The sequence below is a fragment of the Erythrobacter sp. genome, assembly GCF_030066995.1.
GTDB lineage: Bacteria > Pseudomonadota > Alphaproteobacteria > Sphingomonadales > Sphingomonadaceae > Erythrobacter.
Genome location: NZ_JASJAP010000004.1, coordinates 127,778 through 142,882, shown reverse-complemented (window position 1 = coordinate 142,882; position 15,105 = coordinate 127,778). Strand labels below are relative to the sequence as shown.

General features: G+C 64.0%; 13 protein-coding genes and 1 tRNA gene. 6 read left to right on the top strand and 8 right to left on the bottom strand.

The features are described from left to right. The first annotated feature begins 79 nt into the window (after positions 1-79). Genes otsB through QNI87_RS10805 form a run of 3 tightly spaced genes read left to right on the top strand, consistent with a single transcriptional unit; the run spans position 80 to position 4,053 of the window. Complete coding sequence (otsB, locus tag QNI87_RS10815; protein WP_300596326.1) at positions 80-832, top strand: trehalose-phosphatase; 753 nt, start codon at positions 80-82, stop codon at positions 830-832. A 9-nt stretch (positions 833-841) separates the two neighbouring features. Continuing rightward, positions 842-2,653 (top strand): glycoside hydrolase family 15 protein, encoded by a 1,812-nt coding sequence (locus QNI87_RS10810; RefSeq protein ID WP_300596324.1) that lies wholly within the window; start codon positions 842-844, stop codon positions 2,651-2,653. Continuing rightward, entirely contained in the window at positions 2,653-4,053 is a 1,401-nt protein-coding gene (locus QNI87_RS10805) for a trehalose-6-phosphate synthase (protein WP_300596322.1), read from the top strand. Before QNI87_RS10810 ends, QNI87_RS10805 begins: the two co-directional genes overlap by 1 nt. A gap of 9 nt (positions 4,054-4,062) precedes the next feature. On the opposite strand, the gene QNI87_RS10800 is transcribed toward QNI87_RS10805, so the two are convergent. From QNI87_RS10800 to QNI87_RS10790, 3 genes are all read right to left on the bottom strand, one after another. Beyond that, positions 4,063-5,712: a PepSY domain-containing protein gene (locus QNI87_RS10800; RefSeq protein WP_300596320.1), complete on the bottom strand. Its 1,650-nt coding sequence runs from the start codon at positions 5,710-5,712 to the stop codon at positions 4,063-4,065. A 21-nt stretch (positions 5,713-5,733) separates the two neighbouring features. Further along, positions 5,734-7,866, bottom strand: coding sequence for a TonB-dependent receptor (locus QNI87_RS10795; protein WP_300596318.1), 2,133 nt, complete (start codon positions 7,864-7,866; stop codon positions 5,734-5,736). Between the two features lie 134 nt (positions 7,867-8,000). Then, on the bottom strand, positions 8,001-8,606 hold the full coding sequence (locus QNI87_RS10790) for a hypothetical protein (RefSeq protein ID WP_300596316.1): 606 nt from the start codon (positions 8,604-8,606) through the stop codon (positions 8,001-8,003). 106 nt (positions 8,607-8,712) lie between these two features. On the opposite strand from QNI87_RS10790, the gene QNI87_RS10785 reads away from it, so the two are divergent. Then, positions 8,713-9,651: a formylglycine-generating enzyme family protein gene (locus tag QNI87_RS10785; RefSeq protein ID WP_300596314.1), complete on the top strand. Its 939-nt coding sequence runs from the start codon at positions 8,713-8,715 to the stop codon at positions 9,649-9,651. Between the two features lie 64 nt (positions 9,652-9,715). On the opposite strand, the gene QNI87_RS10780 is transcribed toward QNI87_RS10785, so the two are convergent. After that, positions 9,716-9,808: transfer RNA gene (locus QNI87_RS10780), tRNA-Ser, on the bottom strand. A gap of 356 nt (positions 9,809-10,164) precedes the next feature. On the opposite strand from QNI87_RS10780, the gene QNI87_RS10775 reads away from it, so the two are divergent. Both QNI87_RS10775 and QNI87_RS10770 read left to right on the top strand, forming a co-directional pair. After that, positions 10,165-10,992, top strand: a complete 828-nt coding sequence (locus tag QNI87_RS10775; protein ID WP_300596652.1) for a DUF1134 domain-containing protein — start codon at positions 10,165-10,167, stop codon at positions 10,990-10,992. An 80-nt stretch (positions 10,993-11,072) separates the two neighbouring features. Continuing rightward, the gene (locus QNI87_RS10770) at positions 11,073-12,254 is read left to right on the top strand and encodes an aromatic amino acid transaminase (protein WP_300596312.1); all 1,182 of its coding nucleotides are present in this window, start codon (positions 11,073-11,075) and stop codon (positions 12,252-12,254) included. Between the two features lie 26 nt (positions 12,255-12,280). Here the strand turns inward: QNI87_RS10770 and QNI87_RS10765 are convergent, their stop codons facing one another. The 4 genes from QNI87_RS10765 to QNI87_RS10750 form a co-directional block, all read right to left on the bottom strand. Next, positions 12,281-12,904 carry a riboflavin synthase gene (locus QNI87_RS10765; protein WP_300596310.1) on the bottom strand — a complete coding sequence of 208 codons (624 nt, stop codon included), beginning with the start codon at positions 12,902-12,904 and terminating at the stop codon, positions 12,281-12,283. A 42-nt stretch (positions 12,905-12,946) separates the two neighbouring features. Further along, a complete protein-coding gene (gene ribD, locus QNI87_RS10760) occupies positions 12,947-13,900 on the bottom strand; it encodes a bifunctional diaminohydroxyphosphoribosylaminopyrimidine deaminase/5-amino-6-(5-phosphoribosylamino)uracil reductase RibD (RefSeq protein ID WP_300596649.1) in 954 nt (317 codons plus the stop codon). A gap of 29 nt (positions 13,901-13,929) precedes the next feature. Continuing rightward, positions 13,930-14,412 carry a hypothetical protein gene (locus tag QNI87_RS10755; RefSeq protein WP_300596308.1) on the bottom strand — a complete coding sequence of 161 codons (483 nt, stop codon included), beginning with the start codon at positions 14,410-14,412 and terminating at the stop codon, positions 13,930-13,932. An 86-nt stretch (positions 14,413-14,498) separates the two neighbouring features. Then, the gene (locus tag QNI87_RS10750) at positions 14,499-15,074 is read right to left on the bottom strand and encodes a DUF4402 domain-containing protein (RefSeq protein WP_300596306.1); all 576 of its coding nucleotides are present in this window, start codon (positions 15,072-15,074) and stop codon (positions 14,499-14,501) included. Between the last annotated feature and the right edge of the window lie 31 nt (positions 15,075-15,105).

The following is a 15,105-nucleotide window of genomic DNA, read 5'->3' as shown; positions in this document are numbered from 1 at the left end:
AGGTCCCTGGTACGCTGAAAACGGCGGAACTCCGAAAGCGAAACGCGCGCATTGACGCTCCGCCGCCAGGGGCTATGGCATGCCCTTGATGACCGCGAGCCCGCTGTCCCCTCCGCCCCTGCTGGGCAGCCTTCGCGAGGCCGGGCCGGTTGCGCTCTTCGTCGATTTCGACGGCACTCTGGTCGAGATCGCCCCTACGCCGGACGCTATCGATGTGCCCGCCCGCCTGGGCGAGCGGCTCGCCGCCCTGTCCGACGGCCTTGACGGAGCGTGCGCGTTGGTGAGCGGCCGCTCGCTTCAGGATCTTGCCCGCTACCTTGGGGGCCCTCTTCCCGTGACCTGCGCCGGATCGCACGGCGCGGATATCCGGACGGCTGAGGGGACCAGGCTGGGCGCGGCGCCTGAAGGCGTGCCCGACGCCATCGCCGAGCCCATGCGCGCATACGCCTTGCGCGAAGGGCTCGATTACGAGGCCAAACCGCACGGCGCGGCACTGCATTACCGCGCGCTGCCAATCAGGGGCCCGGCCGCTCAAGCCTTTGCCAAAGCGCTGGCCAAAGCGCACGGATGGTCCGCGCAAGCGGGCAAATCGGTGATCGAACTGGTTCCCGCTCACACCGACAAGGGCAGCGCGGTTCGCACCCTCATGAAGACGGCAGCCTTCTCTGGCGCGCGGCCCTGTTTCATCGGTGACGACCTTACCGATGAAAAGGGGATGGCTGCGTGCACCGCGCTTGGAGGGACGGGCATACTGGTCGGGGATCGGGAGCCCACGATCGCGCAGCACCGATTGCCCGATGTCGCTTCCGTCTATCGCTGGCTCGGCCTATGACAGCCTTTCATGTCTGACCCGCAATCGAATCTCGAACTCTGGCCCGTCGGCAATTGCCAGGTCTCGGGTCTGATCGACGAAACCGGCGCGCTCGTATGGGGCTGCACCCCGCGCGTCGATGGCGATCCGGTGTTCTCCGCGCTTCTTAACAACAGCCAGCGCGACGCCGGGATCTGGCGGTTCGAAATCGAAGGCCAGTGCGAGGTCCATCAGGAATACATCCGCAACACGCCACATCTGCTGACGACGCTGACCGCGAAAGACGGCAGCGCGGTGCAGGTGCTCGATTTCTGTCCACGTTACGAGCGCTCGGGCCGGATGTACCGCCCGGTGGCCTTCGCCCGGATCCTGCGCCCGCTTTCCGGCAATCCGCGTGTCAAGGTCATCCTGCGCCCGACGAAAAATTACGGAGCGAGCCTTGCCGAGACCACCAACGGCACCAACCACGTGCGCTATCTGGTCGGGCCGCAAGCGCTTCGCCTCTCGACCGACGCGCCGGTGGGCTATGTTCTCGATCAGCGCAGTTTTCGGATCGAGCACGACACGCATTTCTTCCTGGGTCCGGACGAACCCTTCTTCGGAAATCTGCGCGAAGAGGTGCGCGCGATGGAGCAGAAGAGCCGGAAATACTGGCAGGAATGGGTCAGGATGCTGGCGATCCCCCTCGAATGGCAAGAGGAGGTCATCCGCTGCGCGATCACGCTCAAACTCTGCCAGCACGAGGAAACGGGGGCGATCGTTGCCGCGTTGACCACGTCGATCCCCGAGGCCGCGAATTCGGAGCGCAACTGGGACTATCGTTACTGCTGGATCCGTGATTCTTATTACACGGTGCAAGCCCTGAACCGGCTCGGCGCGCTCGACGTGATGGAGAACTACCTCGCCTATCTGCGCAACATCGTGGACACGGCGCGCGGCGGACAGATCCAGCCGCTCTATTCGGTGATGGGCGACAGCGAATTGGACGAATCCACCGCCAGCTATCTGGCGGGATATCGCGGAATGGGCCCTGTGCGGCGCGGCAACGCGGCCTATAAACAGGTCCAGCACGATTGTTATGGCCAGATTGTCCTGCCCAGCGCGCAAGGGTTCTTCGACACCCGGCTCTTGCGTCCTTCGGACGAGCGCGATTTCGAGAACCTGGAACAGGTGGGCAAGATGGCCTGGGCGATGCACGACAAGCCGGATGCGGGCCTGTGGGAGTTTCGCACCCGGCAGGAGGTTCACACCTATTCCGCGGTCATGAGCTGGGCGGCGTGCGACCGGCTTGCCAATGTTGCGCAGCATATCGGCAAACCGGATCGCGCCCAGCTGTGGCGCGAGCGGGCCGACGCGATTGCGGCGACGATCGAGGAGAAGGCGTGGAAATCGAACGGTGGCAACGCGTTTGGAGGCGGCCATTACGGGGCGAGCTTCGAAAGCGACTATCTTGACGCCAGCCTGCTTCAGATGGTCGAGCTGCGTTTCCTTTCGCCCGATAACGAACGCTTCCAACAGACTTTTGCCGCGGTGGAAGAGCACTTGCGGCGCGGCGAGCACATGCTGCGCTACGCCGCCGAGGATGACTTTGGCGCGCCCGAAACCGCTTTCAATGTCTGCACCTTCTGGCTGATCGAAGCTTTGCACCTCGCCGGGCGAACCCAAGAGGCGCGCATTCTGTTCGAAAGCATGCTGAGCCACATGACCCGATCGGGCCTGTTGTCCGAAGACCTCGATTACGAGACGGGCGAGTTGTGGGGCAATTTCCCGCAGACCTATTCGCTGGTGGGAGTGATCAATTGCGCGGGGCTTTTGTCCCGGCCCTGGAGCGAGGTGCGTTGATGGCGGGAGACGGGCGCCTTGTCGTGATTTCCAATCGCGTGGCGGTGCCCAAGGCGCGCGGAGCCGCCGGCGCGCAGGGAGGGCTGGCGGGAGCGCTGAACGCAGCGCTTAAGGATCGCGGCGGCATCTGGTTTGGCTGGTCCGGGGAAGAGACCGAAATCCCTTCGGAAACCATCCATCTCGATCGCACGGACGGCGTGACGACCGCGACGATCGATCTCAGCGCGCAAGAGGTCGAAGAGTATTACAACGGATACGCTAATTCGACGCTGTGGCCCTTGTTTCACTACCGCATCGATCTGGCCGAATTCGAGAAGCGCACGGGGCAAGTCTATGAGCGGGTGAACGAACGCTTTGCCGAAGGGGTTTCACCGCTGATCGACGCTGAGGATCTGGTGTGGGTGCACGATTATCACCTCATTCCCCTGGGCGAGCGGCTGCGCGCGCGCGGGCTTAAAAACCGCCTTGGCTTCTTTCTGCACATTCCCTGGCCGCCGACGCGTTTGCTGACCTCGCTCCCGTTTCACGAGCGGTTGGTCAATTCGATGCTGACCTATGACCTTATTGGTTTTCAGACCGAGGAATGGCTCTCCAGCTTTCTGCACTATTGCGAGAACGAGCTGGGGGCCGAGGTCGACGCGCAATCGGGACGTGTAACCTTTGAGGGTCGCACCACCACAGCCAGGGCCTATCCGATTGGAATAGACTGGGATCACTTTCAGGCGCAGGGCCAAACCGATGACGCGCGCCGCGCGCAGAAGCGTCTGCTGGCCTCGACCCGCCATCGCACGGCGATGATCGGGGTTGACCGGCTCGACTATTCCAAGGGCCTGCCGGAAAGGATTGACGGGATCGGACGCTTTTTTGACGAGCATCCGGAAAGAGCCCGCGACCTCGTTTTCATCCAGATCGCGCCGCCAAGCCGCGAAGACGTTGAAAGCTATCAGCAGATCCGCGCGCTGCTCGAGCAGAAATGCGGTCAGATCAATGGCGCGCGCTCAGAGGTTGATATCGTGCCTATCCGGTATGTGAACCGGGGGTACAGCCACGCCGAGCTGTTCGGTTTCTTTCGCGCGGCCAAGATCGGGCTCGTTACCCCTTTGCGAGACGGGATGAACCTGGTCGCCAAGGAGTATGTGGCCGCGCAGGACCCTCAGGATCCTGGCGTTCTGATCCTGTCGGATTTTGCGGGCGCGGCCCGGCAACTGGAAGCGGATGGCACGGGCGCGCTGCTGGTCAATCCGCACAGCCCGGACGCGATGGCGAGCGCGATCGCCACCGCTCTGGACATGCCACTGGAAGAACGCCAGGCGCGGTATCAGGCTATGATCGGAACCGTGCGCGACGATAACGTGCAGGCCTGGACTGCGGAGTTCTGCAAACAGCTTGCCTCGGATTGAGTGGGGCAATCACTCCGCCGGATCGGGCATGGGCGCTCCTTGGCCGGTGGCTTTACCGGATGCACGCTTGCGCACGCGCCGGTTTTTCCAGTCCATCCGAAGCCCCAGAATGGCCATGAAAACGATCAGCGCGATGACGAAGCCACCCACCACTAGATTGAGGTTGAGGCGTCCGATCGGGAACAGGAAGTTCCACTTGTGGATCATGCTGAAAATCAGCCTTTCGGGCTTTTCCCAATCGGCAACGCGATCGACGAGCACGCCGGAGGCGGTGTCCACAAACACGCTCGCCTTGATCGGTTCGGCATAGTCGACCCGCCAGACCGGGAGGCGCTTGTTGCGAAAGTCGTATTCGTGGCTGAAGCGCGTTATGAGTTCCATGCCTGTGACCGCCTCGTCGGGCGCTTCGGTGAACCGGCGGGCTATTGCCAGCGCGATGTCACGGTCGCCGTCTTCGATCACCTCACCGGTCTGCGCGTCGAGATAGATGGCCGGGCCCTTCGGCTCGATCCCGGCGAAACGGGCCTCGCGGATCTCGGCGTCGGTTTGCGGCGTGTCGCCTGGCGCCGGTGATGCGGCGTTGCTCGCGACGTGATCGTGTTCTTGACCCTCGTGCTCGGCTTTCTTGCTCGCGCTGTGGTCGTGCGCCCCGCCGCCCATCGCGCCCCGAGGCGGGGCCAGCCCCACCCGGTAGAGCGCCCGGCCACCATCGCCCTCGACCAGCGAAACAGCGGCTATGTCGCGCCCCGCGCTGATCGCGGCCCAGTCCTGTTCGACCGGCCACGCGCCGCTGGCGAGATCGACCGGTTCGCCCATGCGCAATTGACTGTCCGGAGGGACCAGCGCGGATTGCACGAGGTGGTAGACACCGCTTGCCGAGAACATGATCAACGGCAGCGCAAGAATGTAACTCATCGCGCGGTGCCATCCTTTCGCGCCTGGCGCGCGTTTCCTGCGGCGCACGGTGACGAGCATCATCACCCCCGTCGCCGCGAGCGCGAAGAGGCTGCCGACCATCAGCGTGATCACCAGCACGCGCAGCCATTCCATACCGGGTGGCACCCACTCCCAGGTGTGCAGAGCGCGGAACAGCGATTGCAGCGTTTCCTTCGTGCCGTTGTTCACCGCGGCGAGCGCCGAGGTTTCGGTGTGGACATAGGCTGTCAGCCTGTCCTCTCCTTCGAACTCAAGTTTCCAGACGGGCAGCAGCCGATTGACCCAGGGGTAACTGGCGTCGAAATCGGTCTGCAACGTCGCCGATACGATTGCACGGTCGGTGTCGAGGAAATGGCGCGCCAGGAACTCGGCCTGCGCGCGATCTCCATCGGTGATTTCGGTGCCGTCCGAGGGTTTGAAATAGCGACGCGCGGCCATTGGCTCTTCGGTCACTTGCCACAAAGCGTCGCCGCCGGGTGCCGCGACGGTCTTGACCGCCGAGGTTGCAAGAACGCCGGTCTCGGAGAGTGTGTCGGCGATCGGCTTTGCTCCCGAAAGCTCGATCTGGGCCGTGGGCGGCATGAATTGCGCCTGCTGCGGTCCAAACAGGACCATTGCGATATGCATAAGGCCCGAAAGACCCCATACAAGCAGGCTGATCCCACCCACCAGCGCCAGCCAGCGGTGCTTGGAATTGGACCAACGGGCGGTCTTGTTCTTCATCGACATCGCTTAACTCCTGCCTCAGAACCGGGCGCGAACACCGCCGAAAAAGGCGCGTCCCTGGCCGGGTGTGTAAATCGCTGCGTTGCTGATCGACTGGTCCGCGACCGTGTTGAGGTTCGAGATGAACACAGTGTCGAACAGGTTCTCGATCGAGCCGAACAGCTGGAACCGCTCGAAGACCGTGACCCCGGCGGTGATCTGTACGGTCTCGTAGCCCGGCGCCCTTTCGGTGTTGGCGTAGTCCGCCCAGGGTCCATCCGGGACGAACCGCAAGGTGGTTGAAATGTACCAATCCTCGATCTTGTCGAAGCGCGCCTCCGCGATCAGGAGATGGCGCGGCACGCCGGCCAGATCGTTGTCGCCGTAAATCGGATCGTCGTCGAACCGGAAATCGTTGAGCGTGTAGGCCGCCGAGAGACGAAGTGACTGGCCGCGCGCTTCCAGAACGTCCTTCGCGGGTCGAACATCGATCCCGGCCTCGATGCCTTGGTGGATCGTACGGTCGCCGTTGTCCGTCACCGTGATGAATCCGGCGCCTCCTTCCACGGCAAAGTCGAGGAACTCGTTCTCGATTTCAGCGCGGTAGACGGCGATGTCCCACGAAAATACGCCCGATTGGCCTCGCGTACCGACTTCGAAGACGGTCCCGCGCTGTTCTTCGAGCGGTGAAAACGGAAACGCTCCGCCGGCCGTCAGATCGGTCAGGCTTGGCGGCTCGAAAGTCCGGTTGATGTTCCCAAAAAGCTGTACGCTTTGCGAGGCGTCCAACAACAGGCCAACCCTTGGATTGAACTGGTCGTATTCACCGCGCCCGGAAACCGTGTTCAGCACCGCCTCCACATCGCGAGTGGCGCGGGCGTATTGCGCGCCGGTGACGAGGGTAAGTGCGTCCGTGAGCCCAAGGTCGAGCTGAGCGTAGCTCATCAACAGCGAGGAATCCTGGTCCGACTTTGAGGTAAGATCGCCGCGATCGCCCGACTGGTTCTCGAACACTTCCGCATCGTTGCTGCCGAAGGCATACATCCCGCCTACCTGCCAGCGGCTTTGCGGGGCGAGGAACGCGATCTCGCCCGTCAACCTGACAGAGGCGCCGACTTCGTCTTCGCCCTGGACGATGATGCCGGCGAAACGCGTGATCGCGTGGTCGAGCTCGCGCCGCGAATACCACAGACCGACCTCCAGATCGGTGCCGCCTCCAAGATCGACGGCGGTGAGGTTGGAAAAGCGCAGGACATCCAGATTGCGGTCCCAGTCGTCGGCGACCGGGCCCGGATCAAGCACGGTAACCGGACCGCCCGGAAAGAATGGACCAATTGTCACGGGACGCGCGGCCGCTTGCGGATTTTCCAGCGCGTCCTCGAGCGAAAGCGACCCGGCGAGCTCGAAATTGTCGCGGAGCGCGGTGACATAAAAGCGGGTCTCGACATTGTCGGCCACCTGCCAGCCCAGATTGCCGTGACCGTAGAGACTGCGCACGTCGCTTTGCTCTCGAAAACCGTCCGTGGTGAGTCCTGTCACGCCGACCCAGTAATCGGTGTCCTCGCTCTTGCCGCCAATTGCGGCGTTGGCTCGAAAGGTGCTGAAGCTTCCGCCTTCCGCCCGCAGCGTGATCGGCGATCGCGCGGTGCGACCCGTGGGGCTGACAACGTTGATCGCTCCGCCGAGCGATGCAGCGCCGTATTCGAGCCCGTTCGCGCCCTTGAACACTTCCAGATAGCGGAACGAGAGCGGATCGATTTCCTGAAATTCCGTGGAACCCGCCGCCCGGCTGATCGGCACTCCGTCGCGAAGGACCGTCAGGCCGCGCCGCTCGAAACTGGAGTTGAGGCCCGATCCACGAACCGAAATCCGGCTCTCGCGCAGCGCGCTCGTATCCGCAAAGACTCCCGGCGTAAGCTCGAGAGTGTCGCCGATGCTGAGCGCGAAGATATCGGCAAAGCCTTCGTCTTCGACCACCCCGATGGCGCCTGGAATGCGCTCAAGCTCGGCGCGCGCTTCCTCGACCGATTTGGACGTGGGCGAGCCATCGAGGCTGGCGCTGACAATGATTTCATCTTGCCTTTGGCCAATACCCTGCGCGTGGAGCGCGGTGGCCGGAAGGACAAGGCAGGACGCCGCAGCCAGTGGCCGGGCAAATGTACGAATGGGCATGAATCTGAGTTCCTGAAACGCGGCCCGGTGTGGTGCACGTGGCCACACCGCAGCTTGCGAGGCCCGGCCAGAGCCAGGGCAGTATGAGAGTTCGCCCGGGCGCTATCGTGGCCCAGAGCGAGATCTGCGTGTGTTCAGCCGTTCAGGAGCGGAGGTCCGGTCGATGGCGGCGGCGGCGCCGCAAGGCCATGTCCCGGTGCGACTTCGAAGGCCGCGAAGTCAGCCGTGTCGGCGAGGAGGAGGGGCGCGTCTGAAACCTCCAGCGCGGTCGGGGGGACCGCAGGGGAGCCAATCGCCGCCTGATCGCACAGCGCCTCTGCCACGCCGGGCGCTGCGTCCTCGTCGGAATGATCCATTGCGTCATCATGCGCGTGATGCGCGTGATGCGCGTGATGGGCGTGGTGCCCATGGTGCGGAGCGGTGCCGGTCGCCCGGGCGAGTTCGAAGAGGGCTGGCGAGGTAATGGGGCAGGGGGCGAAAACGAAGTCGCCGTCCGCGTCCGCTGCAATCATCCACCCATGCGGTACCGACCATTGCACGACCGCCGAAAAGACGGCGACAAGCGCAAACATCCGCGCAAACAGGGAAGCCCGGTGGATCATCGGGAAGGGCCTAGGCCAATCCGGTCCGCTCGCAAAGGAAAAACCCCCGAAGGCGCGCCGCTCGGCCTTGATGCCAGGGCGCTCCGCGCCGCCTGCGCGACGGGCGCTGAGCGCCGCGCGGATGCGGATGGTAAACACAGCTTGCCATCCAGTCTCCCTTCACTTCAGAAACGCGATCAAGCGGGGGTGCCGATGCGCTGGCTGGGAAACCCGAGGTCTTGGGGAAGGAGGGAATTGGTCAGGTATGCGCTCTGCAATCGGTCTCTCATTCGCGCTGGCGGCCTGTTCGCAACCCGCGCCGCCTCCTGAAGCGCAAGCGGATGCTGCGGGCGCTTGCCGCGGGCTGTCCGATCCGAAGATGGTCTGGATCGAAGGAGGAACCTTCACGATGGGCGAGGCACCGTTCTACCGCGAAGAGGGACCGCCGCGCCAGGTCGCCGTGGAAGGCTTCTGGATATCGCAGACCGAAGTCACCAACGCGCAGTTTGCCGAATTTGTTGCCGCGACCGGCTACCGGACGCAAGCCGAGCGTGACCCGCCGGCCATCTCCGGCGCTCCGCCGGAAATGCGGCTGCCGGGTTCGGCGGTGTTCCGCGTACCGACACACGAGAACCCGTCCTGGTGGGTCTGGGTCCCGGGCGCCTGGTGGAGGGCGCCCGAGGGACCGGGAAGCACCATCGAGGGACGAGGCACCGATCCGGTTGTCCAGGTGACCTTTGACGACGCGCTCGCTTACGCCGAATGGGCGGGCAAAAGCCTGCCCACCGAAGCGCAATGGGAATACGCCGCGCGCGCCCGCGCGCACGCCGGATCGCAGGTTGCGCCCGAGCCCAGGGACGCGGCGGGAAAAGCGCAAGCCAACTATTACCAGGGTGTGTTTCCGGCAAAGGATCTGGGCGAAGACGGCTTCACCTCTCGCGCACCCGTTGGGTGCTTTGCCGCGAACGCCTTCGGGCTTCACGACATGATCGGCAATGTCTGGGAATGGACCGTCAGCGAGGCGATGCCCGGCCAGCCCGAGAACGTGATCAAGGGCGGCTCTTTCTTGTGCGCGCGCAATTACTGCGCCCGCTATCGTCCCACCGCGCGTCAGTTCCAAGAGCGTGACCTTGGCACCGATCATATCGGTTTTCGCGTTGTCGACACGAACAGAGCCCCGCCCGCCCCGCAGGGCGAAGACTAACGCCGCTGATCCGGGATCTGGTTCGAAACAACAACGCGGCTTGGCACCGACAGTGAAGGGAAAATGGCGGAGACGGAGGGATTCGAACCCTCGATACCGCTATAAACGGTATGGTCCCTTAGCAGGGGACTGGTTTCAGCCACTCACCCACGTCTCCGCGACGCATTCTCGGCTGCGAGCCGCGCGCTATAATCGCAGCGGCGTGGGGCGGCAAGCCGCCAGAGCCAAATTTTTGCGCGGCGCTCGGAGCCTGTCCGCTCGCGGTCGAAACGGTTCGTCCCCGGTTCAGGGGGGATCGCCGAATTAACCGTCCTGTCGCGTTTTCGATTCGACTCACCGCCCTTGGGCTTGCCTGATCGCGTTTGTCGGACTCTGCTAACGCGGCTCCAGACTGTCTTTTCGCAATAAGGGCAAGAGATTATGCACGCCGTCGCTACCCAATCGCCCGTCTCGCCCAGAGGCTCTACCCAGACCCTATCCGCAGGCTCTTCGCAGAGCGGGCTCTGGGCGACGATGAGGCTCGCTGTTGCGGCGATGCTGTTCTGGGCGACCGGTCCGCTGGCCGCGCAGGAAATGGAGACGTTCGATCCCAACGAGGCGTTTGCCACCGCGCCGACCGATACGTCCGCTCGGACCTCACGACCCTATCGCGTCGATTCAGCGACGATCAACGCCGAAGCAGCCGCCCAGTCAGCGCCCGCGCCGCAATCGGAGCCGCCGATCGAGCCTCAACCTCAACCCGTCCCGGAGCCCAATGGTACCGCGACGGACGGATCGGGTCAGTGGGTTGACCCTGCCAGCGGCGCAAGCGTCGAGGGCGAGGCCGGGATCGATGCAGAGACCGTCGCGGCAAGCGAGAGTACCTATGGCGAAGACGATTTGATCGGCGCAGCCGAAGGCGTCTTCGGTAAAGGCGCAGAAGGCCTTGCCAAGATGATCGAGGATTTGCTCAAGAAAGAGGGGCAACCCAACGGCTACATCGTGGGCCGCGAGGCTGGCGGCGCGTTTGTGGTTGGCGCGCGCTACGGCTCGGGAACGCTGCATCACAAGGTTGAAGGCGACCAGAAAGTCTACTGGACCGGCCCCTCGATCGGTTTTGACGCAGGCGCAAACGCGGCCAACACCTTTGTGCTGGTCTACAACCTCTACGATACCGAGGATCTCTTCAAACGCTTCCCGGCGGGTGAGGGGCAGGCCTATCTGGTCGGCGGATTGCACGCGAGCTACATGCGCTGGGGCGACGTTGTCCTGATCCCGATCCGGATGGGCGCGGGTGTGCGGCTTGGCGTCAACGCGGGATACATGAAGTTCTCGAAAAAGCAGCGCTGGCTGCCTTTCTGATACGTTTCTCTGTGCGCAGCGTGCACTAGCCGTTCAAAAGGCGGTTGCGCGCGGCCCGCGCTCACGGCATCGCGTTGGCCATGCTCAACCGACTCGAAGCCCAATCGCCCGACGCGCTGCTCGCGCTGATCAAGCTCCACGCCGCCGATGAGCGCCCTGACAAAGTCGACCTTGGCGTCGGCGTCTATCGCACGGGACAGGGCGACACGCCCGTTTTTGCGGCGATCAAGCGGGCCGAGCAAGCGCTGGTCGATACGCAGGAATCGAAGAGCTATCTGGGCCCGGAAGGCGACATGGGCTTCGTCAACGCGCTGATGCCCTACATCTTCGGAACCGACGCGACGATGGGCGGGCGCATCTCGGGAATGCAGACACCTGGCGGCACCGGCGCGGTGCGCCTTGCTCTTGCGCTTGCGCAAAGGGCGGGGATGGAGCGGCTGCATATGGGCACGCCGAGCTGGCCCAATCACAAGCAGATTATCGATGACCTGGGGCTGGAGCTTGCGGCCTTTGGCCACGCCAAGGCCGATGGAACCGCCAATCTCGACGCGGTTCTGGCCGCGATCCGTGGCGCTGCGCCCGGCGATGGCGTCCTGCTGCACGGTTGCTGTCACAATCCCACCGGCATCGACTACGCAGCGGACGATTGGGACGCGATCGGGGACGCGATTGCCGAGACCGGCATCTTCCCGATCATCGACACCGCGTATCAGGGACTTGGCGAGGGGCTCGAGGAGGATGCAGCCGGTTTGCGCAGCGTGCTCGCCAAAGTGCCCGAAGCTTTCATCGCTTACAGCTGTGACAAGAATTTCGGCATGTACCGCGACCGGGTCGGCGCGTTCTATATCATGGCGGGTGAGGGTGAGAGCGAAACGCTAAATACCGCGTTCTCCAACGCTAACGCGCTCGCTCGCGCCAGCTGGTCGATGCCGCCTGATCACGGCGCCGCGGCGATCCGGCTAATCCTGCGCGATCGCGCGATGACCGAAGTCTGGCTGGATGAGCTGGACCAGATGCGCTCTCGCATGCGTCAGGTCCGCGAACGCCTGGCCGAGGCGGGCGTAGCAGGCGGCGTGGATCTGGCTCCGCTAGGGTCCCAGAACGGGCTGTTCTCCACTCTTCCGGTGACCAAGGAGCAAGTGGTCCGCCTGCGTGAAGAGCATGGCATCTATATGGCCGGTTCGGGCCGCATCAATATCGCGGGCCTGACGATGGACAATATCGAAAAGTTCATCGGCGCGCTGGCCGATGTGACTGGCTGAAGGCCCGTCGTCCCAGAAGGGAGCGCTCAGCTTCCCGCGGCCAGTCCCTGCATCCGCTTGAGATAGCGCGCCAGAACGTCAATCTCCAGATTGGCCTCACCGCCCACATCAAGATCGCCCAGCGTCGTTACCTTGGCGGTGTGCGGGATGATGTTGAGCGCAAAGTCACACGTGCCATCGGGGCGATCGCGCACGTCGTTGACGGTCAGCGACACCCCATCGACCGTGATCGAGCCCTTCTCCGCGATGAATGGCGACATCTCGGCGCGCGCGCGGATCGCCAGGCGCCAACTGTCGCCCTCGCGCTTGGACAAGACGACCTCACCGACCGAATCCACATGGCCGGTGACAATATGGCCGCCGAGCTCGTCACCGATGCGCAGCGAGGGTTCGATGTTGATCCGCTGACCTTCTTCCCACATGCCGCGCCGTGTGCGCAGGATGGTCTCCGCCGACACGTCGACTTCGAACCAGGCGTTGTCGGCATCGCCGCCGCGGTCGACCACGGTAAGGCACACGCCCGAACACGCGATCGATGCGCCGATATCGATCCGCTCGGGGTCGAGCGGCGCGTCGATCCGCAGACGCATATCGCCGCGCTGGTCCACCTTCGAAATGGTGCCGATGGCGGTGACGATGCCGGTGAACATGGGACCTGATTTCCTTTGCTTGCCCGTAAACCGCGAATGCGATTAGCTGTGCTGGCGCAGATAGGCGGTGAAGCGGTCGCTGCCAAGTTGGCGTGTCTCTCCGCGTCGCCAGCGTCCGTGCGCCGCCGAGAGGTCGGCAAGGCCTAGCGCACCAAGACTGTTCATCCCATCGCCGCCGATCACGATAGGCGCTTCGTAAAGGTGCAGTTCGTCGACCAGGTCAGCGGCAAGAAAGCTCGCCGCAGTCGCCGCGCCGCCCTCGATGTAAAGAAAATGCGCGCCTTCGATCTGTCCGATCTGTTCGGGGGCGTTGATCACGCGCACGCCGTCCTGCTGGACGCCGCGGGTCAGGAGCACGCGGTCCGGGCTGCGCTTCTCGAGACCGGGCAGGCGAACGTTGAGTTTGGGCTTGTCCGCGCGCCACGTGGCCCCGCCAACTAGAATCGCATCGTTGCGCGCGCGCATGGCGTGGCAATGCGCGCGGGCCTGAGGCCCCGTGATCCACTGGCTTGTTCCATCGGCGAGCGCGAGGCAGCCGTCGAGCGACTGCGCCAGTTTGAGCGTGACATAGGGTCGTCCCTTGCGCTGGCGGGTCAGATAGCCGACCAGACTGCGCGCGGAGTGTTCATCCTCAAGCGCCGTGACCGCGATCCCCGCCTTCTCCAGCCGAGCGATACCGCTTCCGGCCGTGCGCGGGTCGGGGTCGTGCTGGCCGATCACGACGCGTGCCGGACGCGCGGCGCTGATGATGTCAGAGCACGCTGGGCCGCGATCGGATATGTGCGCGCATGGCTCCAGCGTTACGTAGAGCGTGGAGCCTCTTGCTACGCCGTCGGCCAGGCGGGAAAGCGCATCGGCTTCGGCGTGCGGGCGTCCACCTTCGCGGGTCCATCCGCGCGCAAGAACGCGTCCATCCCTGACGAAGATTGCCGCGACACCGGGATTGGGACGACTGATCGGACGCGCGCGTTCCGCCAGCCGCGCGCACGCCGCCATCCAGTCCGCGTCGCCGGGAGCCTTCAAGGCTATGGCCGCGTGCTTTCGGCTGGCGGCTCACCTGTCTCGGACGAGTCCGCGCTTGCACGCCCGTATCTTTGCGCTCGCTGCTCGGCGGCGGCCGCTTCCTCGGCGGCGCGGCGCGCGTCGGCCTCGGCCGCGATCTTGTCGACGTCCATACCGATGCCCTTGCCCAGCGCCTTGTAGATTTCGCGCTTGCGCTCGGCGACGTCATCCTGAGCCGCCTTGCGCAAATCCTTGATCTCCTGATTTGCCTCGTTCGACGCGATGATCTCTTCGTCTGTGCGCTCCGGATCGAACGTGGTGATGTAGGTAATCGTGGGCCGCTCTGGCGCCGAGTAATGCGTCTCACCCGACAACCAGTAAAAGATCACCATCAGCGGAACGGTCGAGGCCAGCAACATCGGTACGCGAAAGGGATTGGGCTTGCGGAATTCCGTCCAGAAATCGACAATACCGGTCTTGGGATTGAGGCGCGAAAGCGAGGACATGGGGCGAATATAAGGGCGCTCCACTCGTAAGACCAGAGGGCGAAGGGCGCTGACGCACGGCCCGCATTCGATGATCGCCGTGGTTCCTACTGATATTCGACGCTGATCGGCACGCGGCCACGCAAGCGACCGGAGGCTTCCATCTTGGCGCTGAGCACCAGCGTTCCGGAAAAACGGAAGGTGAGCTGGCCGTTGGCGTCGAGGGTCGGCAGCGCCGGCAGGTCGGTCACGAATTCACTGATTTCCGCTTCGCCGCCGCTTGTATCGCGCATGGAAACCCGCGTCGGCAGCGTGATCCGCAGCCTTTCCAGCGGCGCGCCGGTCACGGTCGCGCGGCCAGTGATCGGCACTCCGCCCAGGTTCTCGAGATCCCCGAGCAGCTTTCTCTCTCCTGTTTCGAGGTCAAGCAGGACGCGGCCTTCGCCGTTTTTCAGGACCACAACGCGGCCAAAATCCACATCGCTTTCGATCGCCACGCTGAGTTTCTGGCAATTGCGCGCGCGCAGGCGCAGGATGCTCTCGGGCGCGTCTTCGCGGCAGGCGGGCGGTACGTCGCAATCCTCGCACGCACCCTGCGCGCGCAACGCGGAAGGCGCAGGCGTAGCAAGGCTGGCCACCATGATGGTCGCCAGAGCCGCGGTCAGGGTAGGGCAGCGAAACATCACCGGCGTTTAACCGAACAGGGTTAATCAA

What these genes read in the sequence shown, in the direction of transcription:
- QNI87_RS10750 (WP_300596306.1), bottom strand. Translation starts at nt 15,074, where the DNA reads ATGTTTCGCTGCCCTACCCTGACCGCGGCTCTGGCGACCATCATGGTG.
- QNI87_RS10755 (WP_300596308.1), bottom strand. Translation starts at nt 14,412, where the DNA reads ATGTCCTCGCTTTCGCGCCTCAATCCCAAGACCGGTATTGTCGATTTC.
- otsB (WP_300596326.1), top strand. Translation starts at nt 80, where the DNA reads ATGCCCTTGATGACCGCGAGCCCGCTGTCCCCTCCGCCCCTGCTGGGC.
- QNI87_RS10785 (WP_300596314.1), top strand. Translation starts at nt 8,713, where the DNA reads ATGCGCTCTGCAATCGGTCTCTCATTCGCGCTGGCGGCCTGTTCGCAA.
- QNI87_RS10775 (WP_300596652.1), top strand. Translation starts at nt 10,165, where the DNA reads ATGAGGCTCGCTGTTGCGGCGATGCTGTTCTGGGCGACCGGTCCGCTG.
- QNI87_RS10810 (WP_300596324.1), top strand. Translation starts at nt 842, where the DNA reads ATGTCTGACCCGCAATCGAATCTCGAACTCTGGCCCGTCGGCAATTGC.
- QNI87_RS10800 (WP_300596320.1), bottom strand. Translation starts at nt 5,712, where the DNA reads ATGAAGAACAAGACCGCCCGTTGGTCCAATTCCAAGCACCGCTGGCTG.
- QNI87_RS10765 (WP_300596310.1), bottom strand. Translation starts at nt 12,904, where the DNA reads ATGTTCACCGGCATCGTCACCGCCATCGGCACCATTTCGAAGGTGGAC.
- QNI87_RS10770 (WP_300596312.1), top strand. Translation starts at nt 11,073, where the DNA reads ATGCTCAACCGACTCGAAGCCCAATCGCCCGACGCGCTGCTCGCGCTG.
- QNI87_RS10805 (WP_300596322.1), top strand. Translation starts at nt 2,653, where the DNA reads ATGGCGGGAGACGGGCGCCTTGTCGTGATTTCCAATCGCGTGGCGGTG.
- QNI87_RS10795 (WP_300596318.1), bottom strand. Translation starts at nt 7,866, where the DNA reads ATGCCCATTCGTACATTTGCCCGGCCACTGGCTGCGGCGTCCTGCCTT.
- ribD (WP_300596649.1), bottom strand. Translation starts at nt 13,900, where the DNA reads ATGGCGGCGTGCGCGCGGCTGGCGGAACGCGCGCGTCCGATCAGTCGT.